Origin of the sequence: Marinitoga sp. 1135 (assembly GCF_013363245.1) — a bacterium.
Lineage (GTDB): Bacteria > Thermotogota > Thermotogae > Petrotogales > Petrotogaceae > Marinitoga > Marinitoga piezophila.
In genome coordinates this window covers 193,502-210,499 of the sequence record NZ_LBEZ01000003.1, presented here as the reverse complement: position 1 = coordinate 210,499, position 16,998 = coordinate 193,502, and the positions used below count along the sequence as shown (strand labels likewise).

Below are 16,998 nucleotides of genomic sequence, written 5' to 3'. Positions count from 1 at the left end.
AACACACCTCACATTACATTTTATCTACTACTCTTATACCAAGCAAGTCAAGACCTCTTTTTAATACTTCTCCAGCTAAATGAGATAATAATAACCTTGATTTTAATGTTTCTTCCTCTTCCTTTAATACAGGAAGATTATTGTAGAATGAATTATATGTTTGTGCTAATTCAAAGAGATAATCAGCAATTAAATTAGGTTTATAATCTTCAGCAGCTCTAATTGCAACAATTGGTAACTGGGTTAATAACAATCCCAATTTTCTTTCGAGTTTTTCTGTTATTTTTAGATTTGCATTTTCAAATGTATAGCCTTTTTCTTCAGCTTTTCTTTTTAATGATTGTATCCTTGCATATGTATAAAGTAAGTAAGGAGCTGTATTTCCATCAAAGGCGAGCATTTTATCCCAGTCAAATATAATATGGCTTATTCTGTTTTGACTGAGGTCAGCATATTTTACAGCACCGATTCCAATTGCCTCTGCAATTTCTTCTTTTTCTTCTGGAGACAATCCTGGATTCTTCTCTTCAATGATTTCCTTTGCTTTTTCAACAGCTTTATCAAGTAATTCTTCTAATTTTATCACATTACCTTTTCTTGTAGAGAAAACACCATCAGCAAATCTCATTAATCCAAACCATATATGCTGATAATTATCATCCCAGCCTAACTTTCTTGCAATATTAAATACCTGTTTGAAATGTGTTTGTTGTCTTTCATCAGTTACATATAATATTCTATTAGGATTATATGTTTCTCTTCTAAATTTTATACATGCAAGGTCTGATGTTGCATATAAGAAAGCTCCGTCCTTTTTCTGAATAATTGCTGGAGGTAGATTTTCTTCTTCGTCAAAAAATACAACAACAGCACCTTCACTATATGTTGCAATACCTTTATCAAGAAGCATTTTTACAATTTCAGGCATAATATTGTGATAATGTGATTCTCCATAATATGTATCAAATTCTATATCCATTCTTTTATATATTTTATTATATTCTTTTAATGATAAATCAATAAATTCCTGCCATAATTTTCTATTTTCTGGATCTCCATCCTGTAATTTTTTGAGTTCCTGTCTTGCTTCTTCTAAAAGATCAGGATTATTTTCAGATTCTTTTTCGAATTTCACATAAATTCTTTCCATTTCACCAATAGGATCTTTTTCATAATTTTCCTTATCAAGCCATAATCTATAACCAACTATTAATTTTCCAAATTGTGTCCCCCAGTCACCAAGGTGATTATCTCCAATTACATTATAACCAAGATATCTATAAATTCTTTTTATAGCATCCCCAATAACAGTACTTCTTAAATGACCAATATGCATAGGTTTTGCAATATTTGGTGAAGAATAATCGATAATAACATCGCCTTCTCTATCAATAAATGAAAAATCAGGATTTTCTTTTTCGATTTTTGGCAAGTATTCAGTTAAAAATACATCTTTTACATAGAAATTTATAAATCCTGGTCCTGCTATTTCGATTTTTTCTATAATATCATTTTCGGGGAAATTATCAATGATTTCTTGTGCTATCATTCTTGGAGCTTTTTTTAAAACCTTGGCATTTATCATAGCAAAATTTGTTTGAAAATCACCAAAGTTATCATTAGCAGTTCTTTGTACTACAGGTTCTTTTAATTCAACATTATATAAATTCTTGATAGAATCCATTAACAACTCTTCGAGCATTTTTTCAATTAATTTCATAATATCACACTCCTCTTTCTTTATTTTTTATAATCATATTATATCATAACTTGTTAAAAAAATAATAAATCATAGATGTATTTTTTGCATATAATCAAAATTTTAACCATAAAAAACTGTATTTAATAAGCAAATAAAAGTTAAGAATGCTATAAAATTTAGTAACATTAAAATTATAACAAATAAAATATAGTAATAATAATTATTACGAAATATTATTAAAAAAATATTTCAATTGAACAATTTTGCTGATTTTGAAGTATAATATATACGGAAATCAAAAAACGATGAAAATAAGGAGGGTGATAATATGGCTGAAAAAGAATACGTAGTTGGTATCGACCTTGGTACAACTAACTCAGCTATAGCATGGATGAAACCAGATGGAAATGTAGAAGTTATTCCTAATGCAGAAGGAAAAAGAACAACTCCTTCTATAGTACATTTTTCAAAAGATGGAACTGTAATTGTAGGTGAACCTGCAAAAAGACAGGTAATATTACATCCAGATAGAACAATCAGATCAATAAAAAGAAAAATGGGTTCTGATTATAAAGTAAGTATCGATAGTAAAAGCTTTACACCACAACAGATAAGTGCTTTTGTATTACAGAAATTAGTAAGAGATGCAGAAGCATATCTTGGTGGAAAAATTAAGAAGGCAGTTATTACAGTTCCAGCATACTTTAATGATGCACAAAGACAGGCAACAAAAGAAGCTGGTGAAATTGCTGGTTTAGAAGTGTTGAGAATTATCAACGAACCAACAGCAGCTTCAATTGCATTTGGTTTAAACAAAACACATGAAGATAAGAAAATAGTAGTATATGACCTTGGTGGAGGTACATTTGATGTATCAATACTTGATGTTGGAGAAGGTGTAATCGAAGTTGTATCAACATCAGGAAACAACCACTTAGGTGGAGATGACTTTGACCAGAGAATTATCGATTGGTTAGTTGAAGAATTCAAGAAAGAACATGGTTCAGATATTTCAAATGACAGACAGGCAATGCAGAGGTTAAAGGAAGCTGCAGAAACTGCAAAGATTGAATTATCAACAAAACTCGAAACAGAAATTAACTTACCATTCTTAACAGTTGTTAATGGTCAGCCAGTACACTTACAGAAAACATTAACAAGAAAGAAATTCGAAGAATTGGTAAGAGATTTAATTGAATCAACAAGAGGTCCAATTGAAACAGCATTAAAAGATGCTGGACTTTCACCAGAAGAAATTGATGATGTATTATTAGTTGGTGGTTCAACAAGAATTCCAGCAGTTCAGGAATTGGTAAAATCAATATTCCACAAAGAACCAAGTAAAGGTGTTAACCCTGACGAAGCTGTTGCAATAGGTGCTGCTGTTCAGGCTGCAATTATGACAGGAAATACAGATCAGGACTTAGTACTTGTAGACGTTACACCACTTTCACTTGGGGTTGAAGTAAAAGGTGGATTAATGGAAATTATTATTCCTAAGAACAGTAAGATACCTATTAGAAAGAGTAAGGTATTCACAACAGCTGCTGACTTCCAGACAGAAGTTGAAATCGGAGTATTCCAGGGTGAAAGGCCAATTGCTAAGGATAACTTCTTCCTTGGAAGCTTTAAATTAACAGGAATACCACCAGCACCAAGGGGAGTGCCACAAATAGAAGTTTCATTTGATATAGATGCTAACGGTATAGTAAATGTTTCAGCAAAAGATTTAGGAACAGGAAAACAGCAGTCAATGGTTGTAACAGGTAGAAATAAACTTTCTTCAGAAGATATTGAAAGAATGATACGAGAAGCTCAGGAATATGAAGAGCAGGATAAGAGAAAGAGAGAAGAAATCGAACTCAAAAACCAGGCTGACGACCTTGCATATCAGGTAGAAAAGTTAATCAATGAAAATAAAGATAAAGTACCAGAAGATCAGAAAGCAAGATTAGAAACATTAATTAACGATGTAAGAGATGCTATAAATAACAATGATATTGCAAAATTAAAGATAGTAATGGAAGACTTAAAGAACGAATCAATGAAACTTGGTCAGTTGATTTATCAACAGGCACAGCAAACAGCTAATGCTGACGCAGGCGCAGCAGGACCAAATCCTGAAGACACACAAAATCCAAATAACTAATAAAAAAGCCGGATTTCAAAATCCGGCTTTTTATTTTATATAATTTTTAATAACTTCTATGTCAATATTTCCTATAATACTTCCCCTATTTTTACCACCGCCACCTTTAAGTTCAGGATAATCTTTTCTAATATTGTTTATTAATTCCTTACAATCAATGATTCCTGAAGATATTTCGTATCTGTTTTCTTTTTTTGTAACAAATAAAATTTCATTCATCGGAAGGAATTTGGGAAGATAATTTATATAATCTTCGTTTGAATCAATATAGATAAATTTTATATTATTTATTGTTTTAGCATTTTCTAAGAATTTTTTAGCCATTATTTCAGCATATTTTTCGCTTAATTTTTCGTATGCGCTTTTATATTCTTTCATTTTTTTCAATGTTTCTTCAACTCTTATAGGTGTTTCTTCTATTTTAGCAGTTAAAATATGTGAAATATCTTTTGTAATATTAATTCTTTTTTCATAATCCTCAATGGCCCTGTTTCCAGCTACAAAATATAATCTCGTTAGATTCCCTTTTACCTTTTCCTTTGAAATGATTTTTACCAATCCAATTTCGCCTGTATTTTTTACATGAAATCCACCACATGGATTTATATCAAAATCACCAATCTTTATTAATCTTACATCTCCTTGAACCTTATCGCTTAACTCTTTTCTGAGATTATATTTTTTTATTTCTTCTTTTGAAGTAATAATTTCTTCAACAGGTAAACACTTTTGTATTATTTCATTGGATAATCTTTCAGCTTCTTTTTCTATTTTTTCATCTAATTTTGCGGTGTTTAAATCTATTGTAGTATATTCTTCAGCCATTCTAAAACCAACGGTATCAAGATCAGTAATTTGTTCAAAAGCAGCTGATAAAATATGTTGAGCTGTGTGTTGTTGTGAAATATCCTTACGTCTTTTTAAATCGATTTCATAATCATATTCTCCGGGTTCTATTTCTTTATCGATTTGATGATAATATTTGTTATTTTTATATTCCACAAAAAGCACGGTTGCTTCTCCTATTTTTCCTCTATCTCCAAGTTGTCCGCCTTTTCCGTCTGGATAAAATGGTGATTCTAAAGAGATTGCATATATTTTCTTTTTTTCTTTTATAACTTCTTCAATCTTTATCATATTGCACCTCCTGAGATTATAATAGATTATAATATCAAATATCGTCCGTTTTCTCTAAACCATTTTCTGCTTTCCTGATAATCCTCACAGTATTTTTCTACATAATTCCAGAAACTTTTTTGATGATGTTTATATATAATATGAGCTAATTCATGTACAATAATATAATCCAATTTTCTTTTTGGAGCCATGATTATTTTATAGTTAAAACTGAGATTGTTTTTGCCTGAACAACTGCCCCAACGTGTTTTTTGATCTCTGATGAAAACTTTGCCGTATTGTAATTTCATTATTTTTGAATAGTATTCCAATCTTTCGTTTATTATCTTTTTGGCCTGATTTTTATACCATTTTATAACCATATTTCTTTTTAAATCATAATTGTCGAAAAAGTCTTTTTTTAGTGAAATATATAAAAAATCATCTAAAATTCCAACGCCATAATTCCCTTCCATAATCATTAAAGTATATGTCTTACCAAGATACAAAAACTTCTCTCCTGAAACATATTTTCTTTCAGGAATTTTTTGTTTTTTAAATATCATTAGTTTCGAAACAATCCATTCTCTTTTGTTAAATACAAATTTCTTTGCTTCGTAATTTGAAATCCAATTTGGAATTCTAACAATTACTTCACCGTCTTCGGAGATTATTATAGACATTGTTTTTCTTTTTGGTGATTTTATTATATTATATTCAATATCAAAATATTCCGTTTTCAAGATATTCTGTTTCTTCACCGTAACACACCTCTAATATTTATTCAGTGTGAATTATAACATATTAATACACTTTTTACAAACTATTATATTTTCGATATTTTATGTCAGGAATTTTTACAATAATTTGATAGAATTATAATAGTAATCCTAAAAGATCAGGGAGGAAGTATAATGTTAGAATTACAAAACATAAGTTTTAATGTGGGACCAAGAAAGATTATAGAAGATATATCCTTTAAATTTGAAGAAAAGAAAATATATGCAGTTTTAGGGAATAATGGTGTTGGAAAGTCGACCTTGGCAAGAATAATAATGGGACTTGACGGATATAAAGGGAATCATGGTGGAAGAATAATATTTAATGGTGAAGATATTACTGATTATTCGATAACTGAAAGAGCTAAATTGGGAATCACAATGGCATGGCAGGAACCAGTGAGATATGAAGGACTTGGAGTAAAGGAATATCTTACATTGGGAAAGAGGATAAATTTAAGTGATGCGGAATTAATAGAGATATTAAACCTTGTGGGTCTTAATCCTTTTTATCTTCATAGAAAGGTTGATAAGACACTTTCGGGTGGTGAAAGAAAGAGAATAGAATTAGCATCATTAATTATATTAAAACCAAAATTTGCTATTTTTGATGAACCGGATTCCGGAATAGATATGATGTCAAATATAATGATTGAAAGAATATTCAAAATGATAACCTCAAATGGCGGAAGTGTTTTAAGTATTACTCATAGGGAGGAAATTGCAGAAATAGCCGATGAAGCATTTTTAATCTGTTCAGGAAGAATTAAATCGCAGGGAGATCCAAAAATTGTTTCTGAAGTATATAAAAGCACATGCGATAATTGTGCACATATAAATGTACCTGTTGAAGATATGGGTAATGAGGTGAAATTATGAACATAGAAAAAAATTATGCTAAAGAATTTGAAATGATAGAAAAAGCCTATGAGCAGGCTGGTGGTGATATAAGTAACTTATTAAGTAAAGATATAGTTTCTATTATTATCAGTGGAGATAAAATACTTGGTAAGAATACTGTAGAAGGAATAAATATAATAATTCATAAAGCAGAAGATGGTGTTGTTGATTATGAAATGATTATAGATGATGGAGTTAAAATGGATAAACCTATTCATTTATGTGTTGGCTTTTTAAGGAATCAAGGAGAACAATACATAAAGGTTAAATATACAATAGGAAATAATTGTGATGTAAAATTCCTTTCTCATTGTTCGTTCCCGTTTGGAAAGATTCACCATAAAATGGATTCAGAAATGTATATTGGTGAAAACTCTATTGTATTTATGGAAGACGAGCACTTTCATAATGAAAAAGATGGAATATTTTTAGAAACATATTATTATACAAAGGTTGCAAAAAATTCTGTATTTGATAGCAGATTTAGATTAACGAAATCAAGAGCTGGTGAGTTAAAAATTGAAATGACAGTGGATCTTGACGAATCTTCTAAAGCATTGCTTGAATCCAAAGTCTGGGGTAAAAAAGATGATAAGATTAATATAAAAGAAGTAGTGAATTTAAATGGCGAAAAGGCTTCAGGTATTGCCAAAACATATGTTTTTGCTCAGGATTCAACAAATGCAGAAGTAATAAATGAAGCTTATGGTAATGCACCATATTCAAAGGGGCACATTGAATGTACAGAAATCAGTAAAGGTTCAAATGTTCATGTAAGTACAATTCCAATATTGAGAGTTAATAACGATTTAGCAGAATTGACTCATGAAGCATCCGTTGGAAGAGTTAATCCACAGCAATTAGAAACGTTGATGGCTAAAGGACTTACAGAAGATGAAGCCACGGAATTGATTATAAAAGGAATTTTAAAATAATGTATTCTTGACATAAGAAATAAATTTTTTTATAATATTTCATGATAAATATATTTTTAAGGGGGGATCTAAATGGGGATGGAAGATCAACTATTTAAAAATATATTATCTGATAAGGAAATGCTTGTTGAATTTATAAATATATTTTTACCAAAATTGAGATCCTATAACATAAAACCAGAAAATATAAAAATAGAGAATACACGTTTCACTGATTTAGCCTATGGAGATAAGGAAAGTGATTTATTGTTTAAAATAAAGTATGATGAAAGAGAAATGTATTTATTTTTGTTAATTGAACATCAGTCAAGTGTTGATTATTTGATGCAATTTAGAATATTAGAATATATGATTAGAATATGGAGAGAATATATAAAAAGTTTTAAAAAAGAATCAAGAACAAAAGGTTTCAAGCTTATACCTATAATCCCCATAGTATTCTATACAGGGAAAAGAAAATGGACAGCCGAGAATTGGTTTATGAAAAAAGTAGAAAATTGGGAAATGTTTTCAGAATATGTACCATCATTTAAATATGAAATAATAGATCTAAGTCAATTAGAGGAAGAAAGGTTATTAAGAATAAAAAATGCATTGGGACTATTATTAACCTTAAATAAGTCGGAAACAGAAAGGATAATAGAAACGTTAAAAGAGATAAAGAAAGAATTAGAAACTCTTCCGGAAACTGAAAAAGCGAAATTTAAAGAATATGTAGGTATAGTAATTAATGTATTAACGAATAAAACTGGAATCGATAAAAAAGAACTCGAGATATATGAAAATGAGGAGGTGGAGGGAATGTTTGAAAACTTTATAAGAACAGTTGAAGAAGCGATAAAAGAAAGTAAAGAAAAAGCAATGATTGAAGGAAGAAAAGAAGGTTTAGAGCAGGGATTACAGCAAGGATTACATAGCGCAAAAGTTGAAGATGTGATAAAATTATTAAAAAGAAAATTTAAAGAAAAAGATATAGAAAAATTAAGAAATAAAATTGAAAATCTGGATATAGATGATTTAGATTATATTATAGATAATATTTTCGAAATTTCATTTGATGAATTGAAAAAATACTTAAATAAAAGAATGAATTAATAACATAAAGATTTATTAGGAGGAAGATATAATGGATAATATAGAATTAGTTGTTAAAGTATTATCTGAATCAAAAGAACCTTTAAAATCTGCGGAAATAGCAGAAAAAGCGGGAATTGATAAAAAAGAAGTGGATAAGGCAATAAAGAAATTAAAGAAAGAGGAGAAAATTGAATCTCCAAAGAGATGCTACTATACTATAAAAAAGTAATCTAGACTGAAACCTTTAAGGTTTCAGTCTATTTTTTTGTAAGGGAAATATACATTTGAAAGGAGAGGTTTTAATGAAAATAGCAGTTATAGGATTTGGTGCAGCAGCTGTTGGATTTTTGAAGGAAATAGACACATCTAAACATGAAATTACAGTTTTTGAAATGAATGCAGATATTTATTCATCCTCTATTAGTGGAATTAGAGCTGATGGGAAGCTCTTTGTCTCTTCAGAAATGGGAGGAGATTTAGAGGAAATTTTATATAATAAAACATTGCAAAAAGAAATTGTGGATTATTATTGTAAGCTTGCAGAGACAGAACCTGAAATTGGATCTAGAGAGAATCTTGAAGAACTACAAAAGAAATTTTTTATTAACGGCTTTAAACTTGTAGAATCAGAATTTTTTCATATTGGAACAGATAAATTGAAGATTTTTCTAAAAAATGCACATGAGGAATTTTCTAAAAAAGGAATAGAATTTAAATTTAATTCCTTTGTTAAAGATATTGAAGTTAATGAAAAAATATTAATTAAATATATCGATAGAAAAAGTCGTGAAGAAAAAAAGGAAGAGTTTGATAAAGTGTATATTGCAGTTGGAAGGAGTGGATTTAAGCTAATAGATACCTTAACAGAGAAATATCCGGATATAATATTATCGAATACAAAGGTGGATTTAGGAGTAAGATTTGAATTGCCGGATATAGTTGTTAAAGAGCTTAATGAGGCATTATATGAATTTAAAGTGAAATTTAAGTCTTCAAATGGTCAATTGGTAAGAACATTTTGTAATAATCCTTCGGGATATGTTGTTACAGAAAAATACTCTGATTTTATTACTGTAAATGGTCACGCAATACATGATCAAAAATCGACAAATACTAATTTTGCAATTTTGGTAACTCATTCGTTTACAAAACCTTTTAATGATCCAAATGGATATGGTTCATATATAGCAAAATTATCCAATATTTTAGCAGGCGGAGATAAAATAATACTTCAAACATATGGTGATTTTAAAAAAGGAAAAAGAACAAAAAAATTATGGAAGGTATTTCCAACTTTAAATAATGATGAATATGTTCTTGGTGATCTTAATTTAGTTTTTCCAAGTAAGACCTCTACATCATTAATAGAATTTATAGATAATTTAGATAAAATAATTCCTGGAATTGCAGATGAAGAAAATTTATTATATGGAGTAGAAGTAAAATTTTATGGTAAAAAATTAAATAACGATTTATTTGAAAATCTTAAATTTATAGGTGATTGTTCTGGACATACAAGAAGTATAGTTCATGCTACAGCACACGGTATTCTTGAAGCGCGAAAAATAGCAGAAAATTAATTTTTCCTTGAATATATCGTAAAACTAAAACTTTATACTTTACTTAGAAATACTAAAAGATGGAGTGTTGAATATGGATAATTGTGATTTATTAGCAGATATATTTAAAGCTTTATCTCATCCTACAAGATTGAGAATTTTAAAAATATTAAATAATAAAGAATGTAATATTCTTGAGATTTCTGAAAAGCTAGGGCTTACGCAGTCAAGCATATCTCAACATATAAAAATTCTTGAAGATGTTGGTTTAATTAAAAAAGAAAAGGTTGGGAATATTGTATATTGTGAATTAAAATATCCGCATATTTTTGAACTCTTTGATGATGCAAAAAATATTATTCATTCAGAACTTAAAAGTGCACATAGTATTATAAATAATGAATAAAAAGAAGCTCCGAAAATTTCGGAGCTTCTTTTTTTAGGAAGGAGTAGCAATAAAAGTTACAATTGATATCTTTTCATTTCTAATAATACATCTTTTAATTCAGTCATTGAATCAAATCCTTCGTAGTATGATCTTGTCTTTTTTTCTTTTAAAAAATGTTTTTTTCTTTTCAACATATTAAAACCCCCTTTTTAAAAAATATTATTATTTAATTTCTCTCCATCTTAATAGACGTGGTTATTTTAATTTTATTTATATATACTTTAATTTTTATAAGTTCAACTCTATTATAACAAAAAAAATTTTTATTTGTCAATAGCAAATATTAAAATATCATAAAATTTTTTATAGAAAATTCAATTTTTTTATAAGTGACTTTAAAAAAATTAAAGTATATATTATAAATAAAAAAGTCAGGCGTTAAGCCTGACCTTTCAAAATGTTATTATTGAGTATATTTAATTAAATGTGGTGGTATTTTATTCGATTGAACTATATTGGAAAAAACTTTAGCGCTATGTCGAGGATTTATGCGATTATTTATAGAATCAAATTCAAATAATCCGTATTCGGCACTAAACCCTTCTTCCCATTCAAATAAATCAAAGATATTTTTGTGAAAATACCCCATAATCTTAATATTATTGTTTAATAACTCATGAATATAGGAAATTGTTTTTATCAAAAATTGAGATCGATAAATATCGCTTTCATCAGCAATGCCGATAGAAGAAATTACAATAGGTTTATCATATTTCTTTAATTCTGGTATCTCAATATTCAATTTTTCTGGATAAATATTATTTCCAATATCATCTTTTTGAACTGTACGGGGTAAACCTGATGTTTTATCATCGTAAAATGTAATTCCCAGAAAATCCATATAATTTTTTAAAACATTAAAAAAAGTATTATCATAATTTGTATTTTTGATAATTCCGACCTTGGAATAAATATTATTTTTGTGTATTAAAAGATATAATTCCTTATAAACTTTTATTATGTTTTCTTTAACTATTTCAGAAATTTTTTCATCGCTAATCCCCGGAGGATATAAACCTTTTTTATACGCATAATCAATATATTTTAAAGGTTCATAAAAAGGAATATAGTAATCAACTATATCTTTAAATTCATTTACTATTTCTTCAGTGTATGAAATTAAAAATTTAAGATTTTCATCATTCTGAAAACCACCTTTTTCTTCAAACCAGATTGGAAAAGTAAAATGGTTTAAAATTAAAAATATTTCAATTCCTTCTTTTTTCAGAGATAGGATAAAGTTTTTATAACTTTCTAATTTTGCACGATTGATATATCCCATTTCAGGATATATTTTTGCCCATTCTATTGAAAACATTAAGGAATTTAATCCTATATTTTTAGAAATTTCAAAAGTTTCAGAAAATAAATTCTTCTGAAACTTTTCTATGATTTTTAATGTAGTACCGTCTTTTATTTTTCCTTTTTTCTGCCATTCATCCCAGTTTGTACGATCATTCATTTTTTCTATTTGATAAGAATCAAATACTCCACCCCATAAAAATCCGTCATAAAAATAAACTTTTTCCATAAAATCCCCCATTTATTTCATTTATTTTGAGATTCCAAAAGCTTTTAATATAACCCTTTTTCTTCTTTGTCCGTCAAATTCAGCATAAAAAATCTCCTGCCATGGTCCCAAATCAAGATCACCATCTGTTATAGGAACTATTATTTGATGGTGCATAATTAGATTCTTTAAATGAGCATGACCGTTGACCTCACCTGTCCAATGATGTTTATATGGATAATTTTGAGGAGCTAATTTTTCTAACCATTCTTTAATATCTTCAATTAATCCGGACTCATAATCATTAATATAAACTGATGCTGTAAGATGCATAGCGGAAACCATTACATATCCATCAATAATACCGCTTTCTTTTACAAAATCTCTGACTTCATCTGTTATATGAATTATTTCTATGGGTTTTTCAGTATTGAACCATAAATATTTAGTAACGCTTTTTACAGAATTTCTGTAGACTTCTTTATCAAACGCCATCTTCCCCCTCCTAAACTTTAGGTTTTTCTCTCATTGATTTCATGGCAATCTTTTCGAAAAATCTTAGTATTTTGGTAAATACTCTTTCATGCTTTGAAATTGGTTTAACTTTTATTGTATAAAAATTATTTTTATTACCTGCAATTATATCAGTAAATAATTGATCACCAATTAAAACACATTGAGATGGAGGAATATTATATTCCTTAATTTTTTTTCTAATCTTAAAAGGAAAAGGTTTTAGAGAATATCCCATTACATCGATATTATATCTTTTTAATTCTTCTCTAATATTATGAAATCTATGCTCTTTACCATTAGATGCAATTAGAATTTTAAAATCTTTTGATAAATTATCAAATAAATTTAATATCTCATCTGGCAATTTTTCATTTCTCCAGGTAGTTAATGTGTTATCAAAATCAAAAATCAAAAGTTTAAAACCTTTATCTTTTAATTTTTTATAGTCTATTTCAAAAACATCGTTAACAAATTCGTTTGGTATAGTATGATCAAGCATTCTAAACAACCACCCCAATGTATAAAAAAATGTATAATATAAAATTTTAGAAAGAAAAGCGGCAATTTTTTTAAAAAAAGAATCAATTTCGTATGTATATGGATTAACCAGAATAGTATATAATCCCAATCTGTTTCCTAATAAAATATCTGTAAAAAATAAATCTCCAATTATCACAGTTTCAGCAGGTGTTGTTTTTAAATCTTCAAAGATTTTTTTAATTTTTATAGATAACGGTTTATGCATACGCCAATATATATGGATATGTTCTCCAGCTTTTTCTTTTACATGTTTTATTCGTTTTTCTGGGGCATTTGATACAATTGCAATCTTAAATCCAAGATTAGATAATTTTTCAAATAAAACAATAGTTTTATCATCAATCTGTTGTTTCCAAGGAGCAAGAGTAAAATCATAATCAAATAGTAAAGTTTTAAAACCGAGTTTTTTTAATCTGTTATAATCAATTTCAAAAATACTTGGATAATTTTCATAAGGTATAGGGATAATTCTATATATCCCTTTTTTTCTGGAATTAGACTTCCCCGTTGTTGGGTTCAATCTTTACAACCTCCAGATCAGTCATTTCTTTTAAAGAATTTATTAATTTTAAAGATTCATCAAGAGTATCTTTTGGACATATGATTTTCATCATGTTGTTTTCAACAACATTTCTTACATTCATTAAATTATCAACAGACTCAAGTAAATAAGTGACAAGATGTATATCCTCTTTTTTTACTTTAACGTATACATCATATTCTAAAACATCGGAATTATTCATTTTTCTCATCCTTTCTCATATTTAGATTTTCTATATTTTACCGAATTATTCTTAAATATATTTTACAAATCACAGAATTTCTGCTGCTTTAGATGCAAGTTCAGACCTTTCTCCTTTCAAAAGATACACATGAGCAGCTAAAGGAGATTCTCTAAATTTTGAAGAGACATATGTAAGACCATTTGATGAAAAACCTAAATATGGATTATCAATCTGGAATGGATCACCGGTTAATACTATCTTTGTATTTTCTCCTACTCTTGTAATTATAGTTTTTATTTCATGAGGAGTCAAATTTTGAGCTTCATCAATAATCATATATTGTTCCGGAATAGATCTTCCTCTAATATATGAAAGAACCTCTATTTCTAATATTTCTCTTTTTTCAAGGTATTCATCGGGTTTTTTCCCTTTTCCCTGGAATAAATAATCAAGATTATCGTATATAGGCTGCAACCATGGTTTCATCTTTTCTTGAATTGAACCAGGTAAAAAACCTATATCTTTTCCAACAGGAATTACAGGTTTTGAAACAAGTAATTTTTTATATTTTTTCTCATCTAAAACCTTGAAAAGTCCCACTGCTAATGCCAATAACGTCTTTCCGGTTCCAGCGCTTCCAACAAGAGTTACAAGTGGAATTTCATCATTTAGTAAAGCATCAAATGCAAAAATCTGTTCTCTGTTTCTCGGATTAATCCCAAAAACTTCTGTAAATAATGAAACATCAAGTTTAACCAAGGCTTTTTCTTTTTCAGAATATCTATAATAATTGCCATTATTAAGATCAAAATATGTGTTAGGTGAAATGTTTTCGTGATTTTCAATGAGGTTTATATTTATCTTATCCTTTTCAATAAGTTTTTCTTCAATATTTAACTCCATAAATCCTTCAAAATAATCTTCATATTCAATACGATCTGTAAGGTAGTCTTGAGCCACTATTCCAACGGCTTCTGCTTTTATTCTAATATTAATATCCTTAGAAACAAGATAAGTTTCATGTTTTTTATCGTGTTCCTTTAAATACATTGCATACATTAAAATAAAATCATCCATCTTTCTCCCTAAATATTTAGGAATCTTAAAGCCATTTTCTTCAAGGGTTAATATTCTTAAACAACCTCCATTTTCGAGTTTTACGCCTTTTCTTAAATTACCGTCTTTTCTTAATCCGTCTAATACTCTATTTACTTCTCTAGCAGCGGCACCTGTTCTTTCACCGCGTGTTTTTAAATTGTCAATTTCTTCTAAAACAGGAAATGGAATAATAACATTGTTGTCCTGGAAATTAAAAATAGCTTTTGGATCATGAATTAATACATTTGTGTCGAGCACAAAGTTTTTTACCATAACTATCCCCTCCATCTTTTTATGAAATCAGATAGACTCTTTAAGCCAAAACGTTTTATAAAAATTAAAAATAATTTTGCAGTCATCAAAGCATCGTCATATGCTCTATGAGATTTTCCCTCATATATTTTGAAGCGTTTTGATAAATGTTCCAATGAATATGGGCCTGTTTCCAATAAAGCTTTTGACAATTCCAGAGTATCGATATAATAATTGTTTAAAGGTAAAATACCGCTTTCTTTTGCAGCAACATCAAGAAATTTCATATCCATTCTTGCATTATGGGAAACCAAAATTGTACCTGAGACATATTCTTTGAACCTTGGAAAAACCTCTAAAATAGTTGGTGCATTTTCTATATCAGTATTATTAAGCTTATGGAACTGTGAAACTTCACCAGGAATTCTAATATTTGGATTTACCAATGTATGAAATTCATATTTTCTTTTTATTCTCCCATTAAATATAGGAATAGCAGCTACCTCAATAATTCTATCTCCTAAATAGGGTTTTAACCCGGTAGTTTCAAGATCAAAAGCAACAAAAACCTGTGTATCTATTCTTTCCATTAGAATACCTCCTAATATAAGTATAACACAAATTTGATATGCAAAACAATGAAGAGTTTCTATAATTTATTTTTTTTGATAATTTTATGTTAAAAGCTTTTTATTTGAGACTTTTTTTGATATAATAATATGGCAAAAATTCCGCTCTTTTAAATAAGGGCCAAAAATGTCCGAGGAGGTGTATGGTAGTGAAAAGGATTTATGAAGTTATGTTTATTGTTTCTCCAGAATTATCTGAAGAAGCAAGAAACGCAGAAGTAGAAAAAGTTAAATCATGGATCGAAGAAAAAGTTGGTGGAGAAATTGAACACTGGGAAAGATGGGGTATGAGAAAATTAGCTTACAGAACCCATCAAGGTTATACAGAAGGTGACTATGCTTGGGGAATTTTCAAAGCAGAACCAGATAAGGTAAACGAATTAGACGGTCTTTTCAGAATTAACAGCCAGAACACATTCAGATGGCAGGTATTCAGAAGAGAAGACTTAGAAAAAGCTGAAAAAAACAAAGCAAAAAAAGCTGAAGAAACACAGGAAGTTATTGTTGAAGAACCAGTAGCTGCTGACGAAGAATAAGGGATGATATTATGAGCTATTCATTCAACAGGGTTATACTTGTTGGAAGACTTACAAGAGATCCAGAAGTAAGAATGACAACTTCAGGAGATAAAGTCGCAAATTTTACACTTGCTGTAGATAGACCAAATTGGAATAATGATTTCAACGGTCAAAAAACTGACTTCATAAGGGTTGTTGTTTTTGGAAAAAAAGCAGAATTTGCTGAAAATTACCTCAAAAAAGGTGTTTTGATTCTTGTTGAAGGTGCTTTAAGAATAAATACCTGGAGAGATCAAAACAATAATTATAGGGAAAGAGCAGAGGTTTCAGCTTCCACAATACAATTTATGGAGTCAAAAGCAAGCAGAGATGCATATATAACAAATAATTTTGAAGATAATTCAAATATAGAAGTTATTGAACCGACTATCGACGAAGTAAATGATGATTTTGATGACTTTTCAAATGATGAATTTCCTCAATTTTTCCCAATTGATGATGCGGGAACCGAGGATGATACCCCACCAAATTTTTAGGAGGTGAAC

Annotated in this window: 18 protein-coding genes; 9 read left to right on the top strand and 9 right to left on the bottom strand. The window is 28.7% G+C overall.

Translation table 11 applies throughout. The features are described 5' to 3' along the window. Window positions 1–13: 13 nt before the first annotated feature. The gene (gene argS / locus XO10_RS02405) at window positions 14–1,720 is read right to left on the bottom strand and encodes an arginine--tRNA ligase (RefSeq protein ID WP_014295976.1); all 1,707 of its coding nucleotides are present in this window, start codon (window positions 1,718–1,720) and stop codon (window positions 14–16) included. 310 nt (window positions 1,721–2,030) lie between these two features. On the opposite strand from argS, the gene dnaK reads away from it, so the two are divergent. Then, on the top strand, window positions 2,031–3,851 hold the full coding sequence (gene dnaK / locus XO10_RS02400; RefSeq protein WP_014295975.1) for a molecular chaperone DnaK: 1,821 nt from the start codon (window positions 2,031–2,033) through the stop codon (window positions 3,849–3,851). A 30-nt stretch (window positions 3,852–3,881) separates the two neighbouring features. Here the strand turns inward: dnaK and XO10_RS02395 are convergent, their stop codons facing one another. Continuing rightward, window positions 3,882–4,988 (bottom strand): alanyl-tRNA editing protein, encoded by a 1,107-nt coding sequence (locus XO10_RS02395; RefSeq protein ID WP_014295974.1) that lies wholly within the window; start codon window positions 4,986–4,988, stop codon window positions 3,882–3,884. Between the two features lie 26 nt (window positions 4,989–5,014). Continuing rightward, the gene (locus XO10_RS02390) at window positions 5,015–5,728 is read right to left on the bottom strand and encodes a SprT family zinc-dependent metalloprotease (protein ID WP_175421084.1); all 714 of its coding nucleotides are present in this window, start codon (window positions 5,726–5,728) and stop codon (window positions 5,015–5,017) included. Between the two features lie 153 nt (window positions 5,729–5,881). Between XO10_RS02390 and XO10_RS02385 the strand changes: the two genes are divergently transcribed. From XO10_RS02385 to XO10_RS02360, 6 genes are all read left to right on the top strand, one after another. After that, window positions 5,882–6,625 (top strand): ATP-binding cassette domain-containing protein, encoded by a 744-nt coding sequence (locus tag XO10_RS02385; protein ID WP_175418109.1) that lies wholly within the window; start codon window positions 5,882–5,884, stop codon window positions 6,623–6,625. Continuing rightward, window positions 6,622–7,581: a SufD family Fe-S cluster assembly protein gene (locus XO10_RS02380; RefSeq protein ID WP_014295971.1), complete on the top strand. Its 960-nt coding sequence runs from the start codon at window positions 6,622–6,624 to the stop codon at window positions 7,579–7,581. The genes XO10_RS02385 and XO10_RS02380 overlap by 4 nt, the downstream gene beginning before the upstream one ends. 72 nt (window positions 7,582–7,653) lie before the next feature. Next, window positions 7,654–8,676 (top strand): Rpn family recombination-promoting nuclease/putative transposase, encoded by a 1,023-nt coding sequence (locus tag XO10_RS02375; protein ID WP_175418108.1) that lies wholly within the window; start codon window positions 7,654–7,656, stop codon window positions 8,674–8,676. Between the two features lie 31 nt (window positions 8,677–8,707). Beyond that, entirely contained in the window at window positions 8,708–8,887 is a 180-nt protein-coding gene (locus XO10_RS02370; protein ID WP_014295969.1) for an HTH domain-containing protein, read from the top strand. 73 nt (window positions 8,888–8,960) lie between these two features. Next, window positions 8,961–10,238, top strand: coding sequence for an NAD(P)/FAD-dependent oxidoreductase (locus XO10_RS02365; RefSeq protein ID WP_014295968.1), 1,278 nt, complete (start codon window positions 8,961–8,963; stop codon window positions 10,236–10,238). A 73-nt stretch (window positions 10,239–10,311) separates the two neighbouring features. After that, window positions 10,312–10,623, top strand: coding sequence for a helix-turn-helix transcriptional regulator (locus XO10_RS02360; protein WP_014295967.1), 312 nt, complete (start codon window positions 10,312–10,314; stop codon window positions 10,621–10,623). 445 nt (window positions 10,624–11,068) lie between these two features. Here XO10_RS02360 and XO10_RS02355 read toward each other — a convergent pair whose 3' ends face one another. The 6 genes from XO10_RS02355 to XO10_RS02330 form a co-directional block, all read right to left on the bottom strand. Continuing rightward, window positions 11,069–12,196 carry a family 1 glycosylhydrolase gene (locus XO10_RS02355; protein WP_075780285.1) on the bottom strand — a complete coding sequence of 376 codons (1,128 nt, stop codon included), beginning with the start codon at window positions 12,194–12,196 and terminating at the stop codon, window positions 11,069–11,071. 21 nt (window positions 12,197–12,217) lie between these two features. Then, entirely contained in the window at window positions 12,218–12,670 is a 453-nt protein-coding gene (locus tag XO10_RS02350; protein WP_175421083.1) for a secondary thiamine-phosphate synthase enzyme YjbQ, read from the bottom strand. A gap of 10 nt (window positions 12,671–12,680) precedes the next feature. Then, window positions 12,681–13,751, bottom strand: coding sequence for a YqeG family HAD IIIA-type phosphatase (locus XO10_RS02345; protein ID WP_014295963.1), 1,071 nt, complete (start codon window positions 13,749–13,751; stop codon window positions 12,681–12,683). Next, complete coding sequence (locus tag XO10_RS02340) at window positions 13,726–13,974, bottom strand: DUF4911 domain-containing protein (protein WP_041638449.1); 249 nt, start codon at window positions 13,972–13,974, stop codon at window positions 13,726–13,728. The genes XO10_RS02345 and XO10_RS02340 overlap by 26 nt, the downstream gene beginning before the upstream one ends. A 69-nt stretch (window positions 13,975–14,043) precedes the next feature. Further along, window positions 14,044–15,327 (bottom strand): PhoH family protein, encoded by a 1,284-nt coding sequence (locus XO10_RS02335; protein ID WP_175418107.1) that lies wholly within the window; start codon window positions 15,325–15,327, stop codon window positions 14,044–14,046. 2 nt (window positions 15,328–15,329) lie between these two features. Further along, window positions 15,330–15,896 (bottom strand): PolC-type DNA polymerase III, encoded by a 567-nt coding sequence (locus XO10_RS02330; protein ID WP_014295960.1) that lies wholly within the window; start codon window positions 15,894–15,896, stop codon window positions 15,330–15,332. Between the two features lie 182 nt (window positions 15,897–16,078). Here XO10_RS02330 and rpsF point away from each other — a divergent pair, with 182 nt between their 5' ends. Both rpsF and XO10_RS02320 read left to right on the top strand, forming a co-directional pair. Continuing rightward, complete coding sequence (rpsF, locus tag XO10_RS02325; protein ID WP_041638447.1) at window positions 16,079–16,471, top strand: 30S ribosomal protein S6; 393 nt, start codon at window positions 16,079–16,081, stop codon at window positions 16,469–16,471. 11 nt (window positions 16,472–16,482) lie between these two features. Further along, window positions 16,483–16,989 carry a single-stranded DNA-binding protein gene (locus tag XO10_RS02320; protein ID WP_014295958.1) on the top strand — a complete coding sequence of 169 codons (507 nt, stop codon included), beginning with the start codon at window positions 16,483–16,485 and terminating at the stop codon, window positions 16,987–16,989. Window positions 16,990–16,998: the final 9 nt, after the last annotated feature.

What these genes read in the sequence shown, in the direction of transcription:
- XO10_RS02360 (WP_014295967.1), top strand. Translation starts at nt 10,312, where the DNA reads ATGGATAATTGTGATTTATTAGCAGATATATTTAAAGCTTTATCTCAT.
- dnaK (WP_014295975.1), top strand. Translation starts at nt 2,031, where the DNA reads ATGGCTGAAAAAGAATACGTAGTTGGTATCGACCTTGGTACAACTAAC.
- XO10_RS02355 (WP_075780285.1), bottom strand. Translation starts at nt 12,196, where the DNA reads ATGGAAAAAGTTTATTTTTATGACGGATTTTTATGGGGTGGAGTATTT.
- XO10_RS02335 (WP_175418107.1), bottom strand. Translation starts at nt 15,327, where the DNA reads ATGGTAAAAAACTTTGTGCTCGACACAAATGTATTAATTCATGATCCA.
- argS (WP_014295976.1), bottom strand. Translation starts at nt 1,720, where the DNA reads ATGAAATTAATTGAAAAAATGCTCGAAGAGTTGTTAATGGATTCTATC.
- XO10_RS02375 (WP_175418108.1), top strand. Translation starts at nt 7,654, where the DNA reads ATGGGGATGGAAGATCAACTATTTAAAAATATATTATCTGATAAGGAA.
- XO10_RS02385 (WP_175418109.1), top strand. Translation starts at nt 5,882, where the DNA reads ATGTTAGAATTACAAAACATAAGTTTTAATGTGGGACCAAGAAAGATT.
- XO10_RS02365 (WP_014295968.1), top strand. Translation starts at nt 8,961, where the DNA reads ATGAAAATAGCAGTTATAGGATTTGGTGCAGCAGCTGTTGGATTTTTG.
- XO10_RS02370 (WP_014295969.1), top strand. Translation starts at nt 8,708, where the DNA reads ATGGATAATATAGAATTAGTTGTTAAAGTATTATCTGAATCAAAAGAA.
- XO10_RS02395 (WP_014295974.1), bottom strand. Translation starts at nt 4,988, where the DNA reads ATGATAAAGATTGAAGAAGTTATAAAAGAAAAAAAGAAAATATATGCA.
- rpsF (WP_041638447.1), top strand. Translation starts at nt 16,079, where the DNA reads ATGGTAGTGAAAAGGATTTATGAAGTTATGTTTATTGTTTCTCCAGAA.
- XO10_RS02350 (WP_175421083.1), bottom strand. Translation starts at nt 12,670, where the DNA reads ATGGCGTTTGATAAAGAAGTCTACAGAAATTCTGTAAAAAGCGTTACT.
- XO10_RS02320 (WP_014295958.1), top strand. Translation starts at nt 16,483, where the DNA reads ATGAGCTATTCATTCAACAGGGTTATACTTGTTGGAAGACTTACAAGA.
- XO10_RS02340 (WP_041638449.1), bottom strand. Translation starts at nt 13,974, where the DNA reads ATGAATAATTCCGATGTTTTAGAATATGATGTATACGTTAAAGTAAAA.
- XO10_RS02380 (WP_014295971.1), top strand. Translation starts at nt 6,622, where the DNA reads ATGAACATAGAAAAAAATTATGCTAAAGAATTTGAAATGATAGAAAAA.
- XO10_RS02330 (WP_014295960.1), bottom strand. Translation starts at nt 15,896, where the DNA reads ATGGAAAGAATAGATACACAGGTTTTTGTTGCTTTTGATCTTGAAACT.